The following is a 24,787-nucleotide window of genomic DNA, read 5'->3' as shown; positions in this document are numbered from 1 at the left end:
AGGCCGAACGGGAGGTCGGGATGGAGACGACAGCCACCATCCTCCATGCCGACCTCGATGCCTTCTATGCCTCGGTCGAGCAGCTGCTCGACCCGTCGCTGCGCGGAAAGCCGATCGCCGTCGGCGGCGGAGTCGTGCTGGCGGCGTCTTATGAGGCCAAGGCGTTTGGCGTGCGCGGCGGCATGCCGGGACGGCGGGCGCGCGAGCTTTGTCCGCAGCTCACCTTTGTCGGCGGCCATTTCGACGAGTACCAGCGGCTGGGAGAAGCCGCCATCGCCGTGCTCGGTGACTTCACGCCGCTCGTGGAACGGATCTCCATCGACGAGGCGTTTGCTGACGTGGCGGGCTGTACGCACCTCTTCGGATCGCCAGCAGACATCGCAGCGACGATCCGGCGACGGGTGCGCACCGAGTTGGGCCTGCCGATTTCCGTTGGCGTCGCGCGCACCAAGCATCTCGCCAAGATTGCATCACAGGTTGCCAAGCCCGATGGGCTTGTCGTCGTCGATCCCGCGACCGAGCTGAACTTCCTGCATGACCTGCCCGTCGACCTGATGTGGGGCGTGGGTCCGGTGACCAAGGCGCGCCTGGCCGAGAGCGGCGTGCTGACGATCGGTCAACTGGCACGCATCCCAGGACGGTCTCTCCATCGATTGCTGGGCCCAGCCGCCGGCGAGAAATTGACAGCGCTGGCATGGAACCGCGACCCACGCGAGATCAAGACGCACCATCGCGCCGGGTCGGCTGGCGCGCAGTCAGCCCTGGGCATGAAGCCCGCCGATGAGCACACCTTTCAGCCGACCCTGCGCTATCTCGCGGACAGGGTCGCCACGCGACTGCGCGCCAAATCACGCCCCGGGCGCACGGTGACAGTCCGCGTTCGTTTCGCCGACCTGCGTTCGGTGACACGCTCGATCACGCTCGATGCACCGGTCTCGGCAACGGCAATCCTTGCCGAGATCGCCGAGACCTTGGTGCGCACGATCCTGGATCAGTATCCGCTGGAGAAGACGATCTCGCTGCTGGCGATCTCCGTATCTCATCTCGATGAGCACGCCGAGACGCAGCTCGACCTGCCGCTGGGGCTCGCTGACGAGCCACGCCGCCCTGGAAGCCGCCAAGGCCTGGCACGTTGGGCCGCCGACCGCGCCATCGACAAGGTCCGCGCGCGCTTCGGATGGAACGCCGTTGGCTACGGGTCCGTGGCATTGGGCATCGCCCGGTCGGTTCCCGATGCCTTCCGCGAACTGGCCGAGAAGGAGCTGTGAGAGGACCAGCGTCTGCCGGCCGCGGAATTTGCCCTGCTCTGCCAAGCAAGTCCTCGGTTCACCCGTCAGCGGACCGCTACCCACATATTGAAGTGCGTTGTTAGGGTCGTAGCCCGTGATCCCCCGTGCGACGGTCCTGCCGACGGCGGTCAGCACCACAGCGGATACGAGGCCTCGCAGGATAACCCGTCGCCCCTCAAGTCAGGCGCTCTTCGCGGCCGCGCACGAGCTGCGATAGCGCCACCGCCACGATCAGGGCTGCACCGTAGAAGAGGTCCTGAACGTAGGTCGAGACACCGAGGATCGACAGGCCGGTGATTCCGGTGACCAGGAAGTAGACCGCGACCACCGACCCGATGGCATTGAACCGACCAGGCACGATACTTGTCGCGCCGAGAAAGGCGGCGGCGAACGCCGGCAGGAGATACGTCAATCCCGAACTGGGATCGGCAGCGCCCGTGGTGCCGGCATAGAGGATACCGGCCACGCCACCGAGGCCCGCCGATGCGACCAGCGCGGCGAACCTCACCCGGTCCACTTTGATACCGGACAAGCGGGCGACCTCGCGGCCCCGTCCGACGAAGAGCAGACGCTGCCCGATCGCCGTGTGGCCGAAGACGTACCAGATCACCAAGGCGACAATCAGGGCATAGTAGAACGCCAGCGGAATACCGAACAGGCGTGTGGCGATGACGGCCGTGATAAGCTTCGAATCGATGCCGCTGATCGTCTGCGAATCGGAGAACCACAGCGTGACGCCGTGGATGAAGGTCCCCATGCCCAACGTCACGATCAGGGAGTGAATACGGAAATAAAGAATGATGGCTGCGTTCGCCGCGCCCACCAGCAGCCCGACCAGCAACGCGGTCAGGATCGCCGCTTCGATCGGCCAACCATGCGTGACATTGAGAACCGCGACCAGCATGGAGCACGTGGTCAATACGCTGGCGACCGACAGATCGTAATCGCCGGCCGTGAGCGGGATGATCAGGCTGAGCGTGACCACGACCAGCACCGCCTGGGAGCCGAAAATCGTCGAGAAATTGGCCCAGGAGAGGAATACCTCCGGGCGGATGGCGCCGAAGATGGCGATGACGGCAAGCCAGGCCACGATAAGGCCGTAGCGCTCGCCGCGGTCGATCCAGACCTGGCCGGTTCTCTCTTCCCGCGCCGCGCGGTCTGTGTCCCGCCGCCTGGCCGACGTCATCGTCACGAAACGCTCCCGGTGGTGTCGCCAAACGAGGCATAGCAGAGTTCCGCGATCGCCGGCTTGGAGATGGCATCGCCCTCGAGGCTGGCGACGATCCTGCCGCGCGACAGCACGATCACCCGATCGCAGATCGCGGCGAGTTGCTCGTGGTCGGAGCTGGCGCACAGCACCGCTGTACCGTTTTCACTCATGCGCCGGATGACCCCGAAAATCTGCTCGCGGGCGCCAATGTCGACTCCCTGCGTCGGCTCGTCCAGCAGGATCAACTTGGGATCGATCTGGAACCACTTGGCCAGCACGACCTTCTGCTGATTGCCACCCGACAGGTGCGCCATTAGGCGCGACGGATCGCGCGGCCGCACATCGAACGTCTCGGCAAGATCGCGCGCGATGCGGTTCATGCCGCTCTCCGAGATCGCCCAGCCGCCGTGCCGCCGTTTCAGCACCGGCAGGCTGGCGTTCGCCGCCACCGAGAGCGTGCCGACGACGGCATCGTTCTGGCGATCGCCGGGAACGAGGACGACACCGGCCGCGATCGCCGCATCCGGTGTCAGGCGTGCCAGATCAAGCACTACACCATCGATCGAGAGCCGCCCGCCGCTGGCGCGCACCGAGCTGTAGGCCAGATGCACGATCTCGTCGTAGCCGGATCCGATCAGTCCTGTCAGGCCGACGATCTCGCCGCGGCGAACGGCGATCGACACGTCGTCGACAATCCCACCGCGCATGCCATCGATGCGGACCGCATCGCCCCCCAAGTTGCGCTTCGGCGCGCGCATGGCCTCGAGATCGACAGCACGGCCGACAATCGTGCGCACGATATCGGCCTTGTTCGTCCCCGCCGTCGCCATGGTGCCCGCGACCCTGCCATCGCGCAGGACGGTGATCCGGTCGGTGATGTCCATGACTTCGTCGATATCATGCGAGACAAAGAGCACGCTGGCGCCTTCGCTGACCAGAGTGCGCACCAGTTGGAACAGCTTCTGCACGTCGGCGGCAGGCAGGAACGGCGTCGGTTCATCGAGCACCAGCAGCCGGGTGCCCGTACCCGGCTGTCTGCTCAGCTGATCAAACGCGCGCACGATCGCCAGCTGCGCGCGTTCGACGGATGTCAGCGTCTCGACCGCGGCCAAAGGATCCAACGTCATCCCGAAGCGGGCAAACAGTGCATTCGCACGCTCGGCCTGCCGAGCCCAGGCGATGCGCCAGCGCCGTGCGACGGCGTGCTCGCCGATCAGCAGGTTCTCCAGCACGCTCATCGACGGCACCAGCCCCAGGTGCTGGTGCACGAAGCTGATGCCTAGGCGCTGGAAGTCTCCTGGCCGCAACGGCAAAGAAACCTCATGTCCGTTGATCCATAGCCGCGCACCGGGGTCTGGCGCGTGAAATCCGGCCAGGACCTTGATCAGCGTCGATTTTCCGGAACCGTTCTGCCCCAGCAGGCCATGCACTTCGCGTGCGCCGACGACAAGACTGACGTCATCCAGCGCCTTGCTGCCGCCGAACCGCTTCGACAGATGGGATATCTCAAGCACCGGTGTGGTGTCGGGTCGCGACGCCACACCGGACGCGAGGGCCGCATTCACTGAAGCTTCCACAGCTTGCGGAAACCTGCGACGTATTCGTCGCCGTAGCCTTTGGAATCGACCGGCGGGGTGCCGGCGGTTGCGGCATTCGACTTGTCGAAGACGAGGAACGGGATCTTGGGATCCTTGATCTCGCCCAGTCCGCACAGGCGGCGCATGTGTGAATCAAGCACGCCGTGCGCGATCCAATCGAGGTTCTCACCGATATCCAATTCGACCTGGCCGCTTTGCACCAGGCCGATGACGAATGGCGTGCCATTGAACGTGCCGATGGGAATGCGGCCAGCCTTGCCCGTGATCGTCAGCGCCGGCAGGACGAACTGCGCCATGGAATCATAGATCGGCACGATGGCGTTGATCGAGGGATCCGCCAGCAAGGCGGATTGAACCGCCGGCTGTATCTTCGTCGCCCACTCCGACACCGGCGCATCGATCACCGTGTACTTGCAGCCGGTACAGTTCTTGGCGAAGACCTCCTTGAGGCCGTCCATCATCGAATCGGTCGACAGCGCGCCGCTGACAATGAGGACCAACGCATTGGTCTTGCCGTTGGTGCGGCCCAAGGCCCACCACGCCAGCAATTCGCCGGCCCGCTTGTAGTTGATCGGCACGACGCCATCGGCACCGCCGGGCACCGCCTGCTCAAACCCGGTGAGGTGCGATGCGACGACCTTGGAACCGGCGGCCCTGGCGGCCTTGATCTGCGGCTCGACGGCGCGCGGATCGGCGCCGGCCAGCATCTCGATCAGGTCGAACTTGTTCGATGCGCCATAGTTCAATCCCTGCACCCACTGGGACACCTGCCCCTGGTTCTCCCAGACCTGGAAGTGGAAGCCGATGTCCTTGGCAAGGCGCGCCATCGCCTTGTTGATGGTCGACAGGAACGGAATCGCGCTCGATGCCGGCACGCTCAGGATCTTCTTGCCGGCCATGCAAGCCTTGGCATCGAAGGGTGCGCCCGGCGCCTCGAACTTGGGAATGGTGCGATACTGGGCGAGTTCCGCCTCGGCCTTCTTCACAAGGTCATCGGCAACGGCCGTGCCGGCGATCCCGGTGCAGATCGCAGCCCCCAGAACGCTTCGTTTCAGGACAGACCAGATCATCATTGTTCCCCCCTGCAATGCGCCATCCCGCGTGTCCACATCATGTATACATAGTTCATTTCTTACAATCGAGAATCATCCGCCCTGGCTGTCCGGTTTGCGTTGCCTGGATTGTCGGCACCGTGCGCCGATAAACTGTGCAGGTGCAGCCACACGCAGCATGCGAGTGAGTGGGCAAGCACCTCATCCAGAGCGCGATCCGGTACCGGATCCGCCGTATCGGCAGCGTGACCGATGTCTATCTATTTGTGAATTATGAATCCATGTTACGGTTGTGAGGAGCGAGACAGGAGACATTGATGCAAACGATCGGCGTGGACGTCGGCGGCACTTTCACGGACCTGGTGTTCTGTGATCTGAAGACCGGCACGCTGGCGATCCACAAGGTGTCGACCACGCCGCATGATCCTTCCGAAGGCGTGCTGACCGGCATCCGCGAACTGTGCCAGCAGAACAGCATCGATCCCGGTGGCATCCGCTACGTCTTTCACGGCACCACGACGGCCACCAATGCCGTTCTCGAGAACAAAGGCGCCAAGGCCGGCATCATCACCAATCACGGCTTCCGCGACATTGTGCATATCGGCCGCCACCAGCGCGTCGAGCACTACTCGATCATGCAGGAGCTGCCCTGGCAGTCGCGCCCCCTGGTCCAGCGACGCTACCGCAAGACCGTCGGTGGACGCCTGGCGCCACCGACGGGGCACGAACTGGAACCGCTGGACGAAGACGCCGTGCGCCGCGCCGCGCAGGAACTGAAGGCCGAAGGTGTCGAGGCCGTCGCCATCTGCTTCCTGTTCTCCTACCTCAATCCGTCGCACGAGCTGCGCGCCAAGGCGATCGTCACGGAAGTGATGCCCGACGCCTTCGTCACCACATCGTCATTCCTGTCGCCACAGTTCCGCGAGTTCGAGCGGTTCACCACAGCGTCGCTGGCGGCCTTCATCGGACCCAAGGTCGGACGCTACATCGACCACCTCGACGGCGCCCTGCACGACAGCGGCATCTCAGGCGACCTGCGCATCATGGCGTCCAACGGCGGCGTCGCCACGCCCACCATGGTGACGGAGAAGCCGGCGCTGACGCTGCTGTCGGGCCTGGTCGCCGGCGTCCTCGGCGGCGCATGGGTCGGCGAGCTTGCCGGCCGCCGCCGGCTGATCACGTTCGACATCGGCGGTACCAGCGCCGACATCGGCATCGTCATCGACGGCACCTTCGCCGAGACCGACTCGCGCTCGACGTCGATCGCGGGCTTCCCACTGCTGATGCCGATGCTGGACATCCATACCATCGGCGCCGGCGGCGGCTCGATCGCCTATGTCGATCGCGGCGGCGCCTTCCGCGTCGGCCCGCAAAGCGCCGGCGCAGTGCCGGGACCGGCGGCCTACGGCCGTGGCGGCGACCGCCCCACCGTGACGGACGCCAACCTGGTCCTCGGACGCCTCGATCCTGACGATTTCCTGGGTGGCAGCATGGCGCTCGATGTCGATGCCGCCCGCCGTGTCATCGGCACGCTGGCAACCGAGCTGGGCCTGCCGCTCAATGACGCCGCCGAAGGTGTGCTGACCATCCTCAATGCCAATATGGCCAACGCCATCCGCTCGCGCACCGTCCAGAAAGGCATCGACCCGCGCGGCTTCGCACTGGTGGCGTTCGGTGGCGCCGGTCCCCTGCACGGCGCCGAGGTGGCGGCGATGTTGGGCATCCCCGAGGTCATCGTGCCACCCCATCCCGGCATCACGTCGGCCGTGGGGCTGCTCACGACCGATCTCAAGTACGACACCATCCGCACGCAGTTCCAGGTCTCCGATGCGGTCGATCTCGACCGGCTCAACCGCGACTGCCGCGATATGCAGGCCGAGCTCGCCGCGCAGTTCGAGGCTGACAAGATCCCGGCGCAGGACGTGACCTACCGGCGCGTCGGCGACCTGCGCTATGTCGGCCAGGGCTATGAGCTCAAGATCCCGCTGCCCGACGGCACGATCGATGCGGCAGGCCTGGCACGGATCTGGGCTGCCTTCCACAAGGCTCATGCGGCCGAATACGGCCACGCCTTCGAAGCGAGCCCGATCGAGATCGTGAACATCCGCGTCAGCGGCGCCGGCGTCATGCCCAAGCTGGCGCGGCCACCAACTCCATCCGGCGGCTCGCTGGAGGCGGCCCACCTGCGCACCAGCCCCTGCGTCTTCCGCGTCGATGGTGTGCTGAAGAGCTTCGAGACGCCGGTCTACCAGCGTGCGAAACTCCCGGTGCAGCAGCGCTTCGACGGACCGGCGATCATCCTGCAGAAGGACAGCACGACGGTCGTGCCGCCCCGCACGGCGGCGATCGTCGATGACACAGGCAACATCATCATCACGCTGGGAGAGCCGGCATGAACGTCCACACTGCCCTTCGTCCGAAGACGGATGCCAAGACGCGGATCGATCCGGTAACGGCTGCCGTCATCCACGGCGCCCTGGAGAACATCGCGATCGAGATGGGCCACAAGCTCATGCGCATGAGCTACTCCTCGATCATTCGCGAGTCGGAGGATTTCGGCGCCGCGCTGACCGACGCCGAGGGCCGGCAGCTCTGCGAATGCAAGATGTCGACGCCGCTGCAGTCGGGGCCGATCCCCGGCTACATCCGCGGCATCCTCAGGATCATGGCGGCGCGCGGCGAGACGCTGAAGCCGGGCGACGTCATCATGCACAACGACCCTTACAACGGCGCCAGCCACGGACCCGATGTCGGATTCTGCGTGCCGGTGTTTCTTGACGGCGCCCTCATCGGCTTCTCGGTCACGACCGCGCATCACCTCGATATCGGCGCCTTGTCACCCGGCAGCTGCGGCATCGTCGATGCCGTCGACACCTATGCCGAAGGCCTGCAGTTCAAGGCGATCAAGGTGGTATCCGAAGGCCGCCGCAACGATGCGGTCTGGCACATGCTGCGCGACAATATCCGCGCTTCCGACCTGGTGGTCGGTGACATGGAGGCCCAGATCAAGGCGGCGGAGATCGGCGCCGGCCGCTACCTGGCGCTGGTGCAGCAATACGGACTGGCCACCGTCAACGCGGCCTATGAAGACCTGATGGATTACTCCGAGCGGCTGATGCGCGATGCGATCCGCGCCTTGCCCGACGGCGACTACACCGCCACAACCTACTTCGACGGCTACCTCGACGATCCCGACCCGGCCCGGCGCGAGCTGCCGATCACGGCCACGATCCGGGTGCGCGGCGACAGCCTGGTGGTCGACCTGACCGGCACCGCGCCGCAACTCCCCGACAAGCCCATCAACATGCCGCTCGAAGGCACGGTCGATTGCGCGGTGTGGCTCACCATCCGTTCGATCCTGCTGGACAGCGTCACCTACGGCAACATCCCACAGAATTCGGGCCTGACGCGGCCGATCGAGATCATCGCACCCAAGGGATGCCTGGCGAATCCCATCTTCCCGGCACCCGTGATCGCCCGCTTCTGCCCGGGCAATGCGCTAGCCGACACGGTGATGAAGGCGCTGGCGCAGGCCGTGCCGACGCAGGTCTCGGCCGGCATCGGCAATCTGCGCGTGATCGCCTTTTCCGGCCTGAATGAAGGCAAGCACTGGGTGCACATGGAAATCCTCGAGGGCAGCTACGGCGGCCGCCATGGCCTCGACGGCATGGACGCGGTCGACACGCTCTACGCCAACACCCGCAACAATCCGATCGAGGATATCGAATCGCACCTGCCGATCCGTGTCGACCGCTACGAGCTGCGCGACAACACGGCGTCGGCGGGCCAATGGCGCGGCGGCATCGGGACCGTGCGCCAGTTCACCTGCCTGGCCGACGGCGGTTTCTCGATCGAGGGCGACGGCCACCGCTTTCGCCCCTGGGGCTTCGACGGCGGCACCGACGGCCAGACGGCATCGCTCACCCTGATCGACAAGGCGGGCAAACAGACGCCGCTGGTTTCCAAAGTGCCCTACCACAAGGTCAAGGCCGGCGATCACCTGATCTCCTTCGGCCCCTGCGGCGGCGGTTACGGCGATCCGCTGAAGCGCGATCCCGAGGCGGTGCTGTTCGACGTGCTGGAAGGCTACATCTCGTCCGAGCAGGCTAAGGCCGAGTATGGCGTGGTGCTGAACGGCAAGGTGCTGGACACGGCCGCCACGACGGCGGAACGCGCGCGTCGGGTTTGATATTTTTTCGGACCGCGGGCGTCCACGCCCGCATTCGCTCGAAGCGAAAGCGTAGAGCGAACAGTCGGCGCTTGCGCGCCGATGCGGGCGTGGACGCCCGCGGTCCGAAAAAGACAGTCACGCGTCGAGGAACTCCTTCCAGCGGCGCACCAGGTAGGTGTGCTCGTCCATGAAGGTGTTCCACACGCGCACGGTGGACATCCGTTCCATGTGAGCGCCGCCCTCGCGCGTCTCGCCTGGCGCGATGCAGACCTGTCCGAAGGGGTCGCACAGCGGCTTCTCGGCGGGCCGCCCCTCGTACCAGTACGCCCATTCCTCCGGCGCAAGATGGCGGCGTACGCGGTCCGGGAAGGTCGCGTAGTAGCCTTGGCGCGCGAGGCAGGCGCTCGGCCAGCCGCCGTGCCACCAGTTGAGGTAGGCGTAAGCCGCTTCCAGGACATCGCCGTCGGCTGCGGCGGAAATGCAGAGATCGGCGTGCCAGCCGCGGCTGCCTTCACGCGGTGTGGCGATGCAGACGGGCAAGCCCTGCCCCTTCAACCGGGTCAATGCCGGCCACAGCATGCTCTGCACGACCACGCCGCCGCGCTGCATCAGCCGGGCGGCATCCTCGTAGTTGATCCAGGTGCCCCTGAAATGGCCGATCTTCTTCTTGCGGATCAGCAGGTCAGCGACGTGGTCGATCTCCTCGATCGACAGGTTGCCGATATCCTCGAACACCACGCCTTCCGCGGCCTCGACCGCCAGCGCGGCCTCGATGATGCCCAGCACGGGGTGCGCCGTGATGGCGGAACGACCATGCCAGCGGCTATCGAGCAGCCAGCCCCAACTCTCGGATTGCTGGTCCTGTGGTTCGCGGATGGACCGCAGATAGCCGAACGCATCAACGCCATGGATGGACGGCAGCATGGAAATACGATTCGACGGCGTGTGGCCGAGCTTGCCGTCCTTCTGCAGAAACAGCTTGTCGAAGACCGTGGCCAGCGCGCGACCACTGCCGACGGAGGCCATGGCCTTGATCTCGGCGCCGTGCGTGATGCGATCGAGGTCGATTGCCTGAACGGCGCGCGCCGTCCAGATCAGATCGATCGTGTGCCACTGGTGATAGACGTCGAAGCTGTCGGGACGCGTGACGGCCCGCTGCAAGCCTTCGATGCCGTCGATCAGCTCGAAGTCGATATCGACATCGAGATCCTGTCGGGCTTGCGCCTGGATCGGTGGCGGCAGGATCTCGCTGCGCCCCACGACCCGGAGCCTGGGCTCGCCTTTCCTGTGACGACGCTGCCGCATCAGTGGACACGGATCAGGTAGGGCGCGATCTCCGGCGCGCTGAACACCGACAGCACCTTCAGCCGCGCCCGGGCGCGCTGGTGGTCGGCATCCAGATGATAGCGCAGCGCGGTCTCGGTGCCGGCGCCGTCACCCAGGATCACGTGGTCCAGCACCAGCCGATGCTCCATCAGCATCTCGGTCTCATCGTGCACACCGATATAGGTGCCGAACAGCCGGTTGACGACCAGCGACAGCTGCGAGAGGCGCGCTGCGTCAGCCAGCCGCCGGTTGCGGACCGGCTCCAGGCAGCCCGTGTGCAGATCGGTCTCGAGGAAGTCGATCGTCGTCTGGGAGACGGCCGTGCGGTTGTCCAGCGCCTGGCGCACGCGCTCACGCATCTGGGAGAGCTGGGCGGCATCGAGGTGCGGGATGGCGGCACTGAGCGCGCTGGGTTCCAGCAGGCGGCTGACAGCGTGCGCATCATCGAGCATGCGCGCGCTCAAGGGGCCGGCGATCCAGTGCGACGAGCGGTCCTTGCTGATCAGCGCACGGTCCTGCATGCGCGAGAGCACGTCGCGGATGACGGTGCGGCTGACCGAAAAATGGTCGCCCAGGCCGGCCTCCGAGATCTGATAAGTGCCGAAGGGCATGCAGTTCAGGATGTCGCTTTCCACGGTCTGGAAGATCCGCTCCCAGGTCGCCTGCGGGGATGGCGGTGAGAGCGGCCCGGAAAGGTCGAGATCCAGCGCATGCAGGTTGAGCCGCACCGGTTCGACACCATCGCGCGCGGCGCCGACGACATAACCCGACTTGCGGGAGTAGCGCAGCCGCCCTTCCCGCTCCAGGCGCGCCAGCGCCCGCTTGACCGGCGGCCGGCTGACCCCCAGCCGGTCGGCGACCGCGGCGGTGATCAGACGGGTCCCAACCGGCAGGCGACCGCCGTCGATGTTGGCGGCCAGAAGGTCGCGGATCACTTCGTAGTACGGTCTGTTCGTCGCCAACGACGGCCGCTCCATCATGCGCCCTGCACGGCCAGCACCAGCTTGCCCGCCACCTGGCGCGAGCCGAGGCGCGCGTACATATCGGCGACGCGCTCGAAAGGAAAGACTTCTTCGATCGGCACCTTCAACGTGCCCGCTGCGATGGCGTTAACCACCGCATCGACGCCGGCACGCCACTGCGCCGAGGCAAAATCGCTGTGGCCGAGATGAAAGCGCGTGAAGGTGAGTGACTTGGGCACCAGCCGCTCCCACAGATTGGTGAACGGCTTGCCTTCCGCCTCGCCGACACTGACGATATGCCCCAGCGTGCGGATGGCAGCAAAGCTGCGGTCGAGAATGCTGGCGCCGGTCGAATCGACGATCTTGTCGACGCCGCGGCCGCCAGTCTGCGCCATCACCGCCGCGACGAAGTCCTCCTGCTCGCGGTTGATCACCCGTGAAGCGCCATATTCCAGCGCGCGCCGCTCCTTGCCTGTCGTGCCGACAGTGCCAATGACACGCGCGCCGGCCATCACCGCGAGTTGCGTTACGTAGAGGCCCAGTCCGCCGCCCACGGCATGGACCAGCATCGTCTGGCCGGCGGGCGTGGTGCTGACGGTATGGAGGATGTGCCAGGCCGTCAGCGCCTGGATCGGAAACGCAGCACCGACATCCAGGCCGATCCCATCGGGCAGCCGGATCAGCCGCTCGGCCGACACGACGCAGCGTTCGGCGAAACCGCCGGCCCCCTCGGAGAACGCCGCCACGCGATCACCGATCCGGACGCCGGACACGTCCGGCCCTACTGCCGTGACCCGGCCGGCGATCTCCAGCCCGGCCACGATCGGATAGCCCTTCGGATGCGGGTAGGTGCCCTTGTGCATCATCGTGTCGGCGAAGTTGCAGCCGCCAAACGCCACGGCCACCACCACCTCACCCGCTCCGGCCGTCGGCTCGGGCGTGTCAGCCACGACGAGATCCTCGGCCCGGCCACCGGGAGACTTCAGAAGAATTGCGCGCACGGTCGACTCACAGATCCATTCGGCACAGCGTCGCGATGACACCGCCGCGCGTGAGAATACCGCGCCCAGCCGGCTTTGCCAGCGATCAGAGTCTCTCCGGGCCAGTCAGGCGTGCAGAACGCCTTGCGGATGCCGCCAGATCCTCTTTCAGCTGCGATACGCGATCGTCACCTTGGCTGCGGCCGCTCGCGCGACTTCGCGGGCGTGGTCGATGTCGCCCTTCTTGGCGAGCGCCAGCGCCACACCCATGCGACGGTAGGGTCGCGTCGTCGGCTTGTTGAAGATGCGGACATCGACATCGATATCCGGGCTTGGCGACTGCAGCGCCGCATCGAGGCCCTGAACCGTGAAATCCTGCGCATCGCGGTCGGCGAGGATGACAGCAGACGCGCTGGGGCCATGTTGCCTGATGGACGGAATGGGCAGACCCAGCACCGCACGGGCGTGCAGGTCGAACTCGGTCAGGTTCTGCGAGATCAGCGTCACCATGCCCGTGTCATGCGGCCGCGGCGAGAGTTCGGAGAAGATGACATCCTCGCCGACGACGAAGAACTCGACGCCGAACAGGCCATAGCCGCCGAGGTTGTCGACGACGGCTTTCGCCTGCTGCTGTGCCGCCGCAATGGCCTTGGCCGACATGAGGGCGGGCTGCCAGCTTTCCTGGTAGTCGCCCCGCTCCTGCCGGTGCCCGATGGGGTCGCAGAAGATGACGCCGGTGCGAGTGCGGATGGTAAGCAGCGTGATCTCATAGTCGAAAGCGACAAACGCCTCGACGATCACCCGCTTGCGATCGCCCCGCATGCCGGCGACGGCGTAATCCCACGCGGCATCGACGCCATCGGCGTTGCGCACCGTGCTCTGGCCCTTGCCGGAGGAGGACATCACGGGTTTCACGACGCAGGGAATGCCGACCTTGGCCACGGCGGCGCGCATCTCCTCCAACGTCTCGGCGTACAGATAGTGGGAGGTCGGCAAACCGAGTTCAGTAGCCGCCACATCGCGGATGCGGTCGCGATTCATGGTCATCAGCGTCGCGCGTGCCGACGGCACGACATTGAAGCCGCGATCCTCGTAGTCCTTCAGCACCTCGGTGCGGATCGCCTCGACCTCCGGCACGATGAAATCCGGCTTGTGCCGGTCGATGACAGCCCCTAGCGCCGCACCATCGAGCATGGAAAAGACCTCAGCCTCATCGGCGACCTGCATGGCCGGCGCCCCGGCATAGCTGTCACAGGCAATGACATGAGCCCCTAGCCGCTTCGCGGAGATCACAAATTCGCGGCCAAGCTCTCCCGAACCCAGCAACAGGATTTTGGCGATGGCAGTCATCGTGCGCACATTCCCCTTCAAACCCATGAGCGACGCTCCCGACGACTTGTAGTCGGTCAAAGGCAGAGTTGTCGCGCGATATCATTTGTGATAAATGCCCGCCCGACTATTGAAGGCGAATGGCTAATGTCTCGCATTGAACATCTACCCGCGGTGCCCCCGGCGACGGCTTCAGCCGGCGCTGACGCCCTATATTCGACCGAGACCTAGCTTCGTCTCCCACAGGGAGGCGGTCGCCTCCTGCTGCGTCAGATGACCCTGGATGGCACCGCCTCCGGGGTTTTTTGTTGCGCGCACGGTGGCGCGCTTTCTGGAAGGAACGGGCCATGGCCCACGCATCGATGATCACTGCAATGCATGACGCCTCTGCCGCGCTGCGTGACGCCGCGGCGTGGGCCATCGCATTTCTGAGGCATCCCTGAGCGACATCGCCCGGGAACCACTGACGGAACCCGGCACCGAACACAGGCTCACCGGGTTCACCCGGTGGGCCTTTTTCTTTTTGGGGTCGCCCTGCGGCCCTTCGTCGAATTGGCGCGCCAATGCCAATGCCACGCGAGCCCGGTCTGGCCAATCTGGTTCGCGTGGCGCCTTAGGCTGGAGAAGACAATGCCTATGACTACGCAGATGGATACCAAGATCCACGTCAATGTCGGGACGATCGGCCATGTCGATCATGGCAAGACCACGCTGACCTCCGTCATCACACGGATCCAGGCAGCGCGGCTTGGCGGGCAGGCGCTGTCATACGATCAGATCGACAAGGCACCGGAAGAGAAGGCTCGCGGGATCACCATCAACACCAGTCATGTGGAATATGAGTCGGCGCGCCGGCACTACGCCCACATCGACTGCCCGGGTCACGCCGATTACGTGAAGAACATGATCACCGGCGCCTCGCAGATGGATGGCGCGATCCTGCTCGTCGACGCCACCGATGGCGCCGCGAAGCAGACGATCGAGCATGTCCTGCTCGCGCGGCAGGTGAACGTGCGGCACATGGTCGTGTTCGTGAACAAGATGGACATGGTCGCGCCCGCCGATCGCGCCGACATGAAGGCGCTCATCGAGCTGGAGACCGGCGAGCTGCTGGCCACGCACGGCTATGTGGGATCGCCGTTCATCTTCGGCAGCGCGCTGGAAGCGGCCCAAGCGGTCGACCGCGACGATCTCTCCGATCCTGCGGTACAGGCGATCATCGATCTGGTGGCGGCGCTGGATGCTCATATCCCGGATCCTGTCCGGGACTATGCCAGCCCGTTCCTGATGCCGATCGAGGGCGTCCACACCATCCCGGGCCGCGGCACGGTCGTTTCCGGCCGGGTCGAGCGCGGCGTGCTCAAGGTGGGTGATGTGGTCGAGATCGTCGGCTTCGACAACGACGGCGCCGCCGTGACCGTGACCGGCACCCAGTCCTTTCGCAAGGACGTGGCCGAGGTGCGGGCCGGCATGAATGTCGGCCTTCTCTTGCGCGGCCTCAAGCGCGACGCGGTCGCGCGCGGGCAGGTACTGAGCGTGCCGGGCGCGATCAAGGCGCGCAGCCGGGGCAAGGCGCAGATCTTCGTCCTGACCAAGGACGAAGGCGGTCGTCACACGCCGTTTGCGAGCGGCTACCGCCCGCAATTCTTCTTCGGCGTGACGGACGTGACGGGCGTCATCCTCACCGACGGCGAGACCACGGTCTCGCCGGGCGATCAGGCCGAGATCAGCTTCGAGCTGAACCGGCCCGTGGGGATCGAGCCGGGTGTCCGCTTCGTGTTCCGTGAAGGCGGCAAGACCGTCGGCGCGGGATTGGTGACCGACGTGACCGGCTGACGGCGCCACTGACCTGAAAGGCCCGGCCTTGGGACCCCCGAGGCCGGGTCTCGTATCATCGCCGATCACCGCTACGCCGGGAGCGTCAGGTGGGCGGCATTGAGAACGAAGAACCCCAACAATCCCCACGCCGCCAGCAGCAGCTGAGTCAGGAGCAGGCCTTCCTGCTTGATCCAGAAGCCGGAGTCGGTTGCGTACCAACAACGGCGAGGCGCTCCTGCTTACTGCGATCAAGGGATTGGGCCTTGTCGGCCTGCCGCGCTTTATCAGCGCCGATGCTGTTGCTGCCGGCCGACTCGTGACGGTCCTCGATGATTTTCCCATGCCGGCGGCCACCCTCTCGGCACTCTTCCCGCCACGCCGCCGGCTGACGGGTCGCGTCCGCATCGTCGTCGAGCACCTTGCCAAGCATGTCCGCTCGCAGATGCCCTCGGCGACTGTCGCGGCCGACTGTTGCTGCGTGACCAGCGAACGCACCGGCCCTTGACGCTTCAGGCCGGTGGCATCTTCTCGAACGTCGGCAGGGACGGATCGACAGAGTCCCATGCATGGCCGCGAACGGTGTACATCACCATCTGCGGCTTGAAGCGGCCAGGATCGTCGAGGCTCGCGGCATGCACGGCGATCAGGCCGGGCATGGCGGCATTCGTGATGTAGAGTGGCGAGCCGCAGGTCGGGCAAAAAGCGCGCGTTTTTACGTTGCCGCTATCGCCCACGAGATCCCAGCGCGTTGGATCGCCGGTCAGCTTAACGCCAGCACCCTGGAAGGCCAGGTAGGATCCATGCCCGGTGCCACTCTTGTGCTGGCAGTCGCGGCATTGGCAATGAACCGACACCACTGGTTCGCCGTCGATTTCATAGCGGTTCGCGCCGCAGGCGCACCCGCCGGTATAGGCCTCGCTCATATGCTTTCTCCCCTCACGTCCAAGATGTCGGTCATTCCGAGCGCAGCGCGGAACCTTTCGGCCGCGCATCATCCCTCAGCCGCTGGGTAGATCGCCCGCCGCGCCCGGGATGGCGGAGTCGGTTCCCGTCGCCGCGATGTCACCGAGGCGTCGCACGACGGTCTTCCAGCCATTGCTCATGATCTCGAAAGCGCCGTCGTTCCTGGGCCTGACGAAGCCGGAATGGACCAGGCGAACGCGCGTGCCGTTGTCGACCTTTGCGAGAGTCCACGTGACGATCGTGTCCAGCGGCGCACCGTATCCGACGTTTTCCGCGTGACCGCCTTTCCAGGCATAGACGAAACGTTCGTTCGGTTTCGTCTCCAATACCTGGCAGTGGATGACGCCGTCCCAGGCGCCGCCCGGCTTCGTCTGGAATGTGAAACGCTTGCCCGCGACAGGCTCGAACCCGGTCGGCGCCATCAGCCACCGCGCGATCAGGTCGCCGGTCGTCAGTGCCTTCCAGATCGTCTCAGGCGCATGCGGCAGGACCTCGTCCACGACGATGGCGTGCGTCTCGATCTGCTGTCCTTCGGTCTTCATGGGTCAATCTCTTTCAGGAGAACTCTCAGGTTGGCGAACCGCTTGCGCCAGAACACGCCGTAGTGGTTCATCCAGTCGACCAGCGGCGCGAGGCCTTCGGGCTGGGCGCGGTAGTAGACATTGCGGCCTTCAGGACGCTCGGCGACCAGGCCGGCCTGCTTCAACGTCTTGAGGTGCTGGGAAACAGCACCCTGCGTCACACCACTGCCCCGCGTCAGCTCGATCACGCTGATCTCGTCGGCGCTCGAGATCCGCTCGAACACGGCGCGCCGTGTGGGATCCGCAAGCGCACGCATCACGACGTCAATGGCAGCGGCTTCATGCATGGCGATTAATTAGCTCACGCTAATCAATTAGTCAATACTAATTAATTTGCAGTTCGGCCAGCGTGAGGTCCGCGTCGGTCATATGTCTTCAATCGTGGCGCAGATGGGTGGAAGCACATCGCGTCCTGCAATCGCGGTACGCCGCGCGTGCGGTTTGAATCGTCCGGCAGCAGCGCATCGATCGGATGTCATGCGGGACATGCTATGAGAAAGAACAGCGCACATTCCGGGAGAACGACGCGATGAAACCCATCCTCAACCTCGAGGACGTCCAGTTCGACGATGTGGAAGAGAATGGCCGCTACACGTCGAGCCGTGGCCAGATCAGCGATCACATCGGTGCCCAGCGGCTCGGCTACAACCTGACGGTCCTACCCGCCGGCAAAGCCCAATGCCCCTTCCACTGCCATCATGGCGAAGAGGAAATGTTCTTCATCCTGGAGGGAGAGGGCGAGTTGCGGTTCGGCAACCAGCGCTACCCGATCCGCAAGCACGACGTGATTGCATGTCCTCCCGGTGGCCCCGACGTGGCGCATCAGATCATCAACACCGGTACGACCACGATGCGCTACCTGGCACTCTCGACGCTTGTCGATGTCGAAACGTGCGAATATCCGGATTCCCAGAAAGTCTCCATCGTGGCGGGCAAGCGCGGTCAGCGCGTGCTTCGCAAGCTGTTTCGCGCCGAGAACACCGTCGACTACTACGACCGCGAAGAAAACTGACGGAAAGGCACGCGTGGAAACCAGGATCACGACTCGTGCTAGGGTATCCGACATGACCACATATGCCGACTACCAACCGCTCACCTTCCATGACGCCAGCCGCCGCTTTGCAGACGGCAGCGACAGTCCGCGCGCTTACCTCGAGCGTTGCCTTGAGACCATCGCGCGGCGCGAGCCGGTGGTGAAGGCGCTCACCGCCATGAACGAGGCCGCTGCGCGCGCCGCCGCCGACGCGAGCGCCGGACGCTGGAAGGCCGGCAAGCCCTTGTCTTCGATTGATGGCATGCCCGTCGCCATCAAGGATCTGCTCGAGACCAGGGACATGCCCACCGAGATGGGCTGTGCGGCGATGAAGGGCAACTTTCCCAAGCGCGATAACGCCGCGGTCTGGGCGCTGCGCCAGGCGGGCGCGGTGATCCTCGCCAAGACGGTGACGGCGGAACTGGGCGGTTCGCATCCGGGCCCCACCACCAACCCCTTTGATCCCAAGCGTACCCCAGGCGGCTCGTCGTCGGGCTCGGCCGCGGCCGTGGGCGCCAACATGGTGCCGGTGGCGATCGGAACCCAGGTCGGCGGCTCGATCATCCGGCCGGCCGCCTATTGCGGGAACGTGGCACTCAAGCCCACGCAGGGCGGCATCAACCGCGGCGAACGGCTCGCCACCAGCCAGAGCACGCACGGCCCGCACGCCGGCTGCCTCGAGGATATGTGGCAGGTCGCGATCGAGATAGCCAAGCGTTGCGGCGGCGACCGCGGCACGCTCGGCCTGATGGGCCCTGACTCGCTGCCCGCCGCAGCCAAGCCCAACCGGCTGATCGTGCTTGAAACCGAAGGCTGGCCCGACGTCGATGCGGCGACCAGGGCGGGCTTCGCGCAGGTGCTGCGCCAGCTCGAAGCAGCCGGCGTCACCCTGATCCGTCGCACCGATCATCCGTTCATTGAAGCCCTGGAGCGCGCGATCGCCAACGGGCGTGCCGTTTGCAACGGCATCACCAGCTGGGAGAACCGCTGGTACCAGCGCGGCATGCTCGACGCTGCGCCCGATGGCCTCAGCGACCGTGCCAAGGCAACATTGGCGAAGGCCGAGGCGATGACGCCCGACGACTATCGCACCCATCTGCTCGCCCGCCAGCAGGCACAGCTGGCGCACGTCGCCGCGGCGTCCCTGGCCGACGCTGCGATCACCCTCGCCTGCCCCGGCCCCGCGCCGATCTGGTCGGGCGACGTGCCAGGCCAGCCGCTGGCACCGCGCCCGACAGGCGACTTTGTGTTCAACGCCCCCTCCTCGATGCTGTTCGCGCCTGTCGTGACGGTTCCGCTGATAAGCGTCGGCGGCATGCCGGTCGGCGTGCAGCTCATGGGTCAGCAACACGAGGACGCGCGTATGACCGGGTTGGCGCGCTGGCTCGTTGAGAATTTGAAACGGGTCACCGCCCCGGCGTGATCGCCCTCGTCACTTCCGGAGCCAGGCATGACGACCTACGACGCGATCATCATCGGGACCGGGCAGGCCGGACCGTCGCTCGCGCGGCGGCTGGCAGGCTCGGGCATGAAAGTGGCGATCATCGAGCGCGGTCGCTTCGGCGGCACCTGCGTCAATACCGGATGCACGCCGACCAAAACGCTGGTCGCCAGTGCCTACGCCGTGCACGTGGCACGGCGTGGCGCCGACTATGGCTTCACGGTTGGCGGCGACATCAAGGTCGACATGAAGCGCATCAAGGCGCGCAAGGACTATGTGGCCGGCCTGTCCAACAAGGGTGTCGAGCGATCGCTGAAGAACCTCGAGAATGGCACCGTCTACGAGGGTCATGCGCGTTTCCGCTCGCCGCATGAGGTCGAGGTCGGCAGCGAGATTCTCAGCGCCGACAAGATCTTCATCAATGTCGGCGGCCGGGCCGCGGTGCCCGCGATCGCGGGCCTCGATCAGATCGACTATCTCACCAACAGCTCGATGATGGACATCGATTTCCTGCCTCAGCACCTGCTGGTGCTGGGCGGCAGTTACATCGGCCTCGAGTTCGGACAGATGTATCGCCGCTTCGGCAGCCCGGTCACCATCGTCGAGGTCGGGCCGCGCCTCATTGCGCGTGAAGATGAAGACGTCTCCGAAGCCGTGGCGGCGTTCCTGAGCCGCGAGGGTGTCGAGATCCGCACCAACGCCACGTGCCTCAGCCTCTCCCAGCGCAATGGAGAGATCGTCATGGCGCTGGATTGCGATCAGGGTGCGCGCGAGGTCAAAGGCTCCCACCTCCTGGTCGCGACGGGACGGCGGCCCAACACGGACGATCTCGGGCTCGACCGCGCGGGCGTGACGATGGACAAGCGTGGCTACATCGAGGTCGACGACGAGCTGCGCACAAACGTGCCGGGCATCTGGGCACTGGGTGACTGCAACGGGCGCGGCGCTTTCACGCACACGTCCTACAATGACTTCGAGATCGTGGCCGCCAACCTGCTCGACGGCGACCGGCGGCGCCTGAGCGATCGCATCCCCGCCTACGCGCTCTATACCGATCCGCCCCTGGGCCGCGCCGGCATGACCGAGACGGAGGTTCGTCGCAGCGGCCGCCGTGCACTCGTTGGCAGGATTGCCATGGAGGATGTCTCCCGTGCCTTTGAGAAAGGCGAGACCGAGGGCTTCATGAAGATCCTCGTCGATGCCGACTCGCAAGAAATTCTGGGCGCTTCATTCCTCGGCACAAGCGGCGACGAAGCGATCCATTGCGTGCTCGACGCCATGTACGCCAAAGCGCCCTACACCGTCCTGCAGCGCGCCATGCACATCCACCCCACCATCGCCGAGTTCATCCCGACGATCATCGGTGATCTCGTCCCGCTGTCCCCGTGACCCCTCATTCCGGATGGGATCCAGGCGCGCTCCAAAATATTCCGAGTATCCTGTCGGCACGACGCATCGCTGTTCGTCCTCGGGTCATGACAGCCCGATCGGGAGACGTTATGCGCAGGATCGTTGTCGCTACCTTTGTCAGCCTCGATGGCATCCTGCAGGCGCCCGGCGGCCCGCAAGAGGATCCGACCAGCGGTTTCGCGCTGGGCGGCTGGACCGCCCCCTACTTCGATGAAGCGCTCGGCGCCTCCCTGGGCGATATCTTCGGCCGGCCCTTCGACCTGCTGCTGGGCCGCAAGACTTACGACATCTTCGCGGCGCACTGGCCTTATGTCAGCGATCCGAACGATCCGATTGCCCCGGTCTTCAACCGGGTGACGAAATACGTCGCGTCGCGTGCCAAGCCGACGCTCGCCTGGCAGAACAGTCAGCTGCTGGGCGAAGATATCGTCGCGTCGTTGAAGAAGCTGAAGGGCGACACCGGCGCCGACCTTCTTGTCCAGGGTTCGAGCAACCTGTTGCAGACCTTGTGGACGGCGGGTCTGGTTGACGAACTGAGCGTGCTGATCTTCCCGGTGGTGCTCGGCAAGGGCAAGCGCCTCTTCGGCGACGGTGCCGTGCCCATGGGTCTGAAGCTCGCAAAGTCGCAGTCCTACCCCACAGGCGTGATCGTGGCGAACTACACGCCCGACGGCTTGGTCAAAACCGGTGACTTCGGGCTCGCCGAGCCGAGCGCGGCCGAACTCGAGCGCCGACGCAAGCTCACCTGACCAGCGACGCGGGGTGACGCTTGTCGCCCCCCGCTGGTTGTTCGACTTTCGGGCGCGTGCTGGCGCTTCTCGTGTGGGAAAGCCCGCAGAACCCTGTCATTCAACGGTCAAACGCAGTCGTTAGGAAAAAGGCCATTGGGGCCTGGAGGGCACCTCGACAAGCTGGTGGCGCCGCGTTATGTCGGTCGTGTCGCCGCATTCGGGGAGGGCTTCTGTGAGCGTTGGCCTGATGGCTCTTCTCGACGATATCGCGGCGCTGGCGAAGATGGCCGCCGCCTCGCTTGACGATGTCGCCACCCAGGCCACGAAGGCCGGCGCGAAAGCCGCCGGCGTGGTGATCGACGATACAGCCGTCACCCCGCGCTATGTGACCGGCTTCAACCCGGCGCGCGAACTGCCGATCATCGGCAGGATCGCGCTCGGCTCGCTCAAGAACAAGCTCCTCATCCTCCTGCCCGCAGCGCTGATCCTGAGCCTGCTGCTGCCTCAGGCCATAACGCCGCTGCTGATGATTGGCGGTGCATACCTCTGCTACGAGGGTGCCGAAAAGGTTTACGAGCACTTCTTCCCGCACGAGGCACATGCCCACGAGGCCGAAGTTGAAACGATCGCTCTCGACGCCAAGACCCTGGAAGACGAGCGGATCGCCAGTGCGATCAAGACGGACTTCATTCTGTCAGCCGAAATCATGGCCATTACGCTTGCCACCCTTCCCGGCGACGGCATCGGGCGACAAGCGATCATCCTTGCTTTCGTCGGTGCCATCATCACGGTGGCGGTCTACGGCGTCGTCGCCCTGATCGTCAAAGCAGACGATGCAGGCCTGGCGCTGGCTCGTCTATCGCCCGGCTCGCGCCTGGGCGCGCCATTGCGCATGGTCGGCCGCGCGCTCGTCAATGGCATGCCATACCTGTTGAGCGGGCTGGCTATCGTTGGCACGGCGGCCATGATCTGGGTCGGCGGGGGCATCGTTCTGCATGGTCTTGAAGAATATGGCCTCGGCTGGCCCAGCCATGCGCTTCATGATGCCGGTATTGCCGCTGCGCGCGCAGTTCCCGTTGCCGGGGGCTTCGTGTCATGGCTGGTGGAGGCCGCGGGAGCTGGCGTGGCGGGATTTGGTATCGGCCTCCTCGCCATCCCGCTGACCAGCAAGGTGCTGTCGCCGCTGTGGCGGCAGTTCAAATCGCTCACCCGCCGGATCCTCCCACGCTACCGGACCTGACAGGGTCGGCCCGCTTCTACCGGGCTTTCTCGAGATTCCAGAACACCGTTACCGGCCCGGGGATCATGCCGGTCAACTTGGCGGAGCGCGCTTGTGCGTTGAGCCAGTTGCCGAGCGGGACATAGATCACGTTCTCCAGCACGTGGGCCTGGATGCGGGCGGCGACGGCCTTCTGGGCCTCTTGTGTCGGCGCCGCCGCGAACTCGGCACGCATGCCTTCGAGGACCGGATCGTCCGGCCATCCGAGCCAACCCTGCTCTCCCCTGGCGTTCAGCGGTGAGCTGTAGATCGGCGAATTGATGTCCAGGATATGGAAGCTGGACAGGAAGAAGTTCCATCCGCCTTCAGCGGGGCGCTTCTTGTTGGTCACGCGAATGGCCCGTGTCTGCCAGTCCATTTCCTGGACCTCGATCTTGAGTCCAGCTTTGCGCAGCAATTGGGTCACGGCATCCACCGCCGTCGCGTTGTCGTACACGTCGGTCGCCTTGACGACGATGATCGGCGTTCCATCATAGCCTGCCTCGGCAATCAGCTTGCGGGCTGCCGCCAGATCGCCGCTGCCCGTCAGGCTCTCCGATCCCGCCGTGCTGGCCAGCGGCGAGTCGCATCCGAAGATCGCACCGCACACCCGGTAGTATTTCTCGTCACCAAACATGATCTTCAGGATGTCGCGCTGATTGAGCGCCTTCAGGACGGCCTGCCGCATCTTCAGATTGTCGAAGGGCGGATGCTTGAAGTTCATGCGCAGCAGAAGTTCGTAGCCGACGGCATCGCGCCGTTCGACGACCACATCGCGATTGCCGTCGAGAATCGGCAGCAGGTCGGTTTGCGGCATCTCGATGTAGTCGATTTCACCGCCCGCCAGCGCATTCACAGCGGTCTGCGGGTCGGGCATCGTGATCCATTCGACGCGATCGACCTTGACGACCTTGCCGCCAGCGAGCCAGCTGGGCGGTTCCTGGCGCGGAACGTAGTCGGCGAAGCGCTCGTAGACGGACTTGACGCCGGGCTGGAACTCGGCGGCCACAAACTTGAACGGTCCCGAACCGATATGTTCGGTAATGGCCTTGTCGATCGGCGTGCTGGCGGTCCGCTGCGGCATGATGAAAGCCGGAATGGTCGACATCTTGCTGACGACATTGAGCAGGGCGGGAAACGGCGTCTTGAGCGTCCAGACGATGGTCCGGCTGTCCGTGGCCGTGAGGCTCTCGGTGGCGGCGAACACCATCTGACCACCGCTGTCCTTGCTGCCCCAGCGCTGCAGCGACGCCACGGCGTCGGCAGCGGTCACGGCGGCCCCGTCGTGGAACTTCAAGCCGTCGCGCAAGGTGAACGTATAGACCTTGCCGTCCGGCGATATCGTCCAGCTCGCCATCTGCGGCTGCGGTTGGAAGTGCTCGTCCTGCGCAATCAGCACGTCATAGATCATGTATGCGTGATTGCGGGTGATATGGGAGATGACCATGACCGGGTCGAGATTGCGCAACCCGGAGTGCAGGACCGCCTTGACGGTGCCGCCCTTGGCGTAGGCGTCCGGCAGCGCCAGGGCGAGCAGTAACATGCCGAGCAGCGAAGCGCGTCCGCGGCTCGCAATGACGGTTCCGACCAGAAATCGGACAAAGCGCATGACGTGCTTCCTCACGGTGATGCAGT

Annotated in this window: 21 protein-coding genes; 10 read left to right on the top strand and 11 right to left on the bottom strand. The window is 65.2% G+C overall.

Annotation, left to right across the window (positions count from 1 at the left end; genetic code table 11):
* Positions 1 to 20: 20 nt before the first annotated feature.
* Complete coding sequence (gene dinB / locus FQU96_RS10020) at positions 21 to 1,268, top strand: DNA polymerase IV (RefSeq protein WP_146540761.1); 1,248 nt, start codon at positions 21 to 23, stop codon at positions 1,266 to 1,268.
* A 196-nt stretch (positions 1,269 to 1,464) separates the two neighbouring features.
* On the opposite strand, the gene FQU96_RS10015 is transcribed toward dinB, so the two are convergent.
* Genes FQU96_RS10015 through FQU96_RS10005 form a run of 3 tightly spaced genes read right to left on the bottom strand, consistent with a single transcriptional unit; the run spans position 1,465 to position 5,170 of the window.
* Positions 1,465 to 2,475, bottom strand: coding sequence for an ABC transporter permease (locus FQU96_RS10015; RefSeq protein ID WP_146541618.1), 1,011 nt, complete (start codon positions 2,473 to 2,475; stop codon positions 1,465 to 1,467).
* Between the two features lie 2 nt (positions 2,476 to 2,477).
* Positions 2,478 to 4,064 carry a sugar ABC transporter ATP-binding protein gene (locus tag FQU96_RS10010; RefSeq protein ID WP_218574672.1) on the bottom strand — a complete coding sequence of 529 codons (1,587 nt, stop codon included), beginning with the start codon at positions 4,062 to 4,064 and terminating at the stop codon, positions 2,478 to 2,480.
* The gene (locus tag FQU96_RS10005) at positions 4,061 to 5,170 is read right to left on the bottom strand and encodes a sugar ABC transporter substrate-binding protein (RefSeq protein ID WP_146540760.1); all 1,110 of its coding nucleotides are present in this window, start codon (positions 5,168 to 5,170) and stop codon (positions 4,061 to 4,063) included. The genes FQU96_RS10010 and FQU96_RS10005 overlap by 4 nt, the downstream gene beginning before the upstream one ends.
* A gap of 296 nt (positions 5,171 to 5,466) precedes the next feature.
* On the opposite strand from FQU96_RS10005, the gene FQU96_RS10000 reads away from it, so the two are divergent.
* Positions 5,467 to 7,545 (top strand): hydantoinase/oxoprolinase family protein, encoded by a 2,079-nt coding sequence (locus tag FQU96_RS10000; RefSeq protein ID WP_146540759.1) that lies wholly within the window; start codon positions 5,467 to 5,469, stop codon positions 7,543 to 7,545.
* Positions 7,542 to 9,338, top strand: coding sequence for a hydantoinase B/oxoprolinase family protein (locus FQU96_RS09995; RefSeq protein WP_146540758.1), 1,797 nt, complete (start codon positions 7,542 to 7,544; stop codon positions 9,336 to 9,338). Before FQU96_RS10000 ends, FQU96_RS09995 begins: the two co-directional genes overlap by 4 nt.
* Before the next feature lie 117 nt (positions 9,339 to 9,455).
* On the opposite strand, the gene FQU96_RS09990 is transcribed toward FQU96_RS09995, so the two are convergent.
* The 4 genes from FQU96_RS09990 to purT all read right to left on the bottom strand — a co-directional run bounded on the left by FQU96_RS09990 (position 9,456) and on the right by purT (position 13,965).
* The gene (locus FQU96_RS09990; RefSeq protein WP_146540757.1) at positions 9,456 to 10,580 is read right to left on the bottom strand and encodes a PotD/PotF family extracellular solute-binding protein; all 1,125 of its coding nucleotides are present in this window, start codon (positions 10,578 to 10,580) and stop codon (positions 9,456 to 9,458) included.
* A gap of 44 nt (positions 10,581 to 10,624) precedes the next feature.
* The gene (locus tag FQU96_RS09985; protein ID WP_178130423.1) at positions 10,625 to 11,608 is read right to left on the bottom strand and encodes a GntR family transcriptional regulator; all 984 of its coding nucleotides are present in this window, start codon (positions 11,606 to 11,608) and stop codon (positions 10,625 to 10,627) included.
* Positions 11,609 to 11,622: 14 nt separating this feature from the next.
* Positions 11,623 to 12,609 (bottom strand): zinc-binding dehydrogenase, encoded by a 987-nt coding sequence (locus tag FQU96_RS09980; protein ID WP_146540755.1) that lies wholly within the window; start codon positions 12,607 to 12,609, stop codon positions 11,623 to 11,625.
* 147 nt (positions 12,610 to 12,756) lie between these two features.
* Positions 12,757 to 13,965 (bottom strand): formate-dependent phosphoribosylglycinamide formyltransferase, encoded by a 1,209-nt coding sequence (gene purT, locus FQU96_RS09975; protein ID WP_255467940.1) that lies wholly within the window; start codon positions 13,963 to 13,965, stop codon positions 12,757 to 12,759.
* 582 nt (positions 13,966 to 14,547) lie between these two features.
* Between purT and FQU96_RS09970 the strand changes: the two genes are divergently transcribed.
* Both FQU96_RS09970 and FQU96_RS09965 read left to right on the top strand, forming a co-directional pair.
* A complete protein-coding gene (locus FQU96_RS09970; RefSeq protein WP_146540754.1) occupies positions 14,548 to 15,753 on the top strand; it encodes an elongation factor Tu in 1,206 nt (401 codons plus the stop codon).
* A gap of 190 nt (positions 15,754 to 15,943) precedes the next feature.
* Positions 15,944 to 16,240, top strand: a complete 297-nt coding sequence (locus FQU96_RS09965) for a LysR substrate-binding domain-containing protein (RefSeq protein WP_146540753.1) — start codon at positions 15,944 to 15,946, stop codon at positions 16,238 to 16,240.
* Between the two features lie 4 nt (positions 16,241 to 16,244).
* Here the strand turns inward: FQU96_RS09965 and FQU96_RS09960 are convergent, their stop codons facing one another.
* The 3 genes from FQU96_RS09960 to FQU96_RS09950 form a co-directional block, all read right to left on the bottom strand.
* On the bottom strand, positions 16,245 to 16,658 hold the full coding sequence (locus tag FQU96_RS09960; RefSeq protein ID WP_146540752.1) for a GFA family protein: 414 nt from the start codon (positions 16,656 to 16,658) through the stop codon (positions 16,245 to 16,247).
* Between the two features lie 75 nt (positions 16,659 to 16,733).
* The gene (locus FQU96_RS09955) at positions 16,734 to 17,240 is read right to left on the bottom strand and encodes an SRPBCC domain-containing protein (protein WP_146540751.1); all 507 of its coding nucleotides are present in this window, start codon (positions 17,238 to 17,240) and stop codon (positions 16,734 to 16,736) included.
* Positions 17,237 to 17,566 carry a helix-turn-helix transcriptional regulator gene (locus FQU96_RS09950; protein WP_146540750.1) on the bottom strand — a complete coding sequence of 110 codons (330 nt, stop codon included), beginning with the start codon at positions 17,564 to 17,566 and terminating at the stop codon, positions 17,237 to 17,239. The genes FQU96_RS09955 and FQU96_RS09950 overlap by 4 nt, the downstream gene beginning before the upstream one ends.
* A 242-nt stretch (positions 17,567 to 17,808) precedes the next feature.
* Between FQU96_RS09950 and FQU96_RS09945 the strand changes: the two genes are divergently transcribed.
* From FQU96_RS09945 to FQU96_RS09925, 5 genes are all read left to right on the top strand, one after another.
* Entirely contained in the window at positions 17,809 to 18,291 is a 483-nt protein-coding gene (locus FQU96_RS09945) for a cupin domain-containing protein (protein WP_146540749.1), read from the top strand.
* Between the two features lie 52 nt (positions 18,292 to 18,343).
* Positions 18,344 to 19,735 carry an amidase gene (locus FQU96_RS09940; protein WP_146540748.1) on the top strand — a complete coding sequence of 464 codons (1,392 nt, stop codon included), beginning with the start codon at positions 18,344 to 18,346 and terminating at the stop codon, positions 19,733 to 19,735.
* 27 nt (positions 19,736 to 19,762) lie between these two features.
* Positions 19,763 to 21,142: an FAD-containing oxidoreductase gene (locus tag FQU96_RS09935; RefSeq protein ID WP_146540747.1), complete on the top strand. Its 1,380-nt coding sequence runs from the start codon at positions 19,763 to 19,765 to the stop codon at positions 21,140 to 21,142.
* Between the two features lie 110 nt (positions 21,143 to 21,252).
* Positions 21,253 to 21,912 (top strand): dihydrofolate reductase family protein, encoded by a 660-nt coding sequence (locus tag FQU96_RS09930; protein ID WP_146540746.1) that lies wholly within the window; start codon positions 21,253 to 21,255, stop codon positions 21,910 to 21,912.
* Between the two features lie 214 nt (positions 21,913 to 22,126).
* Positions 22,127 to 23,134 carry a DUF808 domain-containing protein gene (locus FQU96_RS09925; RefSeq protein WP_146540745.1) on the top strand — a complete coding sequence of 336 codons (1,008 nt, stop codon included), beginning with the start codon at positions 22,127 to 22,129 and terminating at the stop codon, positions 23,132 to 23,134.
* A gap of 16 nt (positions 23,135 to 23,150) precedes the next feature.
* On the opposite strand, the gene FQU96_RS09920 is transcribed toward FQU96_RS09925, so the two are convergent.
* Entirely contained in the window at positions 23,151 to 24,761 is a 1,611-nt protein-coding gene (locus FQU96_RS09920) for an ABC transporter substrate-binding protein (RefSeq protein WP_146540744.1), read from the bottom strand.
* Between the last annotated feature and the right edge of the window lie 26 nt (positions 24,762 to 24,787).

This window comes from Reyranella sp. CPCC 100927 (genome assembly GCF_007859315.1).
GTDB lineage: Bacteria > Pseudomonadota > Alphaproteobacteria > Reyranellales > Reyranellaceae > Vineibacter.
Note: the sequence above shows the minus strand (reverse complement) of the source record. Positions and strands in the feature narration are given on the sequence as shown.

Excerpts from the sequence above, each read along its gene's own strand:
- dinB (WP_146540761.1), top strand. The coding sequence starts at position 21 with ATGGAGACGACAGCCACCATCCTCCATGCCGACCTCGATGCCTTCTAT.
- FQU96_RS10015 (WP_146541618.1), bottom strand. The coding sequence starts at position 2,475 with ATGACGTCGGCCAGGCGGCGGGACACAGACCGCGCGGCGCGGGAAGAG.
- FQU96_RS10005 (WP_146540760.1), bottom strand. The coding sequence starts at position 5,170 with ATGATGATCTGGTCTGTCCTGAAACGAAGCGTTCTGGGGGCTGCGATC.
- FQU96_RS10000 (WP_146540759.1), top strand. The coding sequence starts at position 5,467 with ATGCAAACGATCGGCGTGGACGTCGGCGGCACTTTCACGGACCTGGTG.
- FQU96_RS09995 (WP_146540758.1), top strand. The coding sequence starts at position 7,542 with ATGAACGTCCACACTGCCCTTCGTCCGAAGACGGATGCCAAGACGCGG.
- purT (WP_255467940.1), bottom strand. The coding sequence starts at position 13,965 with ATGGGTTTGAAGGGGAATGTGCGCACGATGACTGCCATCGCCAAAATC.
- FQU96_RS09970 (WP_146540754.1), top strand. The coding sequence starts at position 14,548 with ATGCCTATGACTACGCAGATGGATACCAAGATCCACGTCAATGTCGGG.
- FQU96_RS09960 (WP_146540752.1), bottom strand. The coding sequence starts at position 16,658 with ATGAGCGAGGCCTATACCGGCGGGTGCGCCTGCGGCGCGAACCGCTAT.
- FQU96_RS09955 (WP_146540751.1), bottom strand. The coding sequence starts at position 17,240 with ATGAAGACCGAAGGACAGCAGATCGAGACGCACGCCATCGTCGTGGAC.
- FQU96_RS09950 (WP_146540750.1), bottom strand. The coding sequence starts at position 17,566 with ATGCATGAAGCCGCTGCCATTGACGTCGTGATGCGTGCGCTTGCGGAT.
- FQU96_RS09945 (WP_146540749.1), top strand. The coding sequence starts at position 17,809 with ATGAAACCCATCCTCAACCTCGAGGACGTCCAGTTCGACGATGTGGAA.
- FQU96_RS09940 (WP_146540748.1), top strand. The coding sequence starts at position 18,344 with ATGACCACATATGCCGACTACCAACCGCTCACCTTCCATGACGCCAGC.
- FQU96_RS09935 (WP_146540747.1), top strand. The coding sequence starts at position 19,763 with ATGACGACCTACGACGCGATCATCATCGGGACCGGGCAGGCCGGACCG.
- FQU96_RS09930 (WP_146540746.1), top strand. The coding sequence starts at position 21,253 with ATGCGCAGGATCGTTGTCGCTACCTTTGTCAGCCTCGATGGCATCCTG.
- FQU96_RS09920 (WP_146540744.1), bottom strand. The coding sequence starts at position 24,761 with ATGCGCTTTGTCCGATTTCTGGTCGGAACCGTCATTGCGAGCCGCGGA.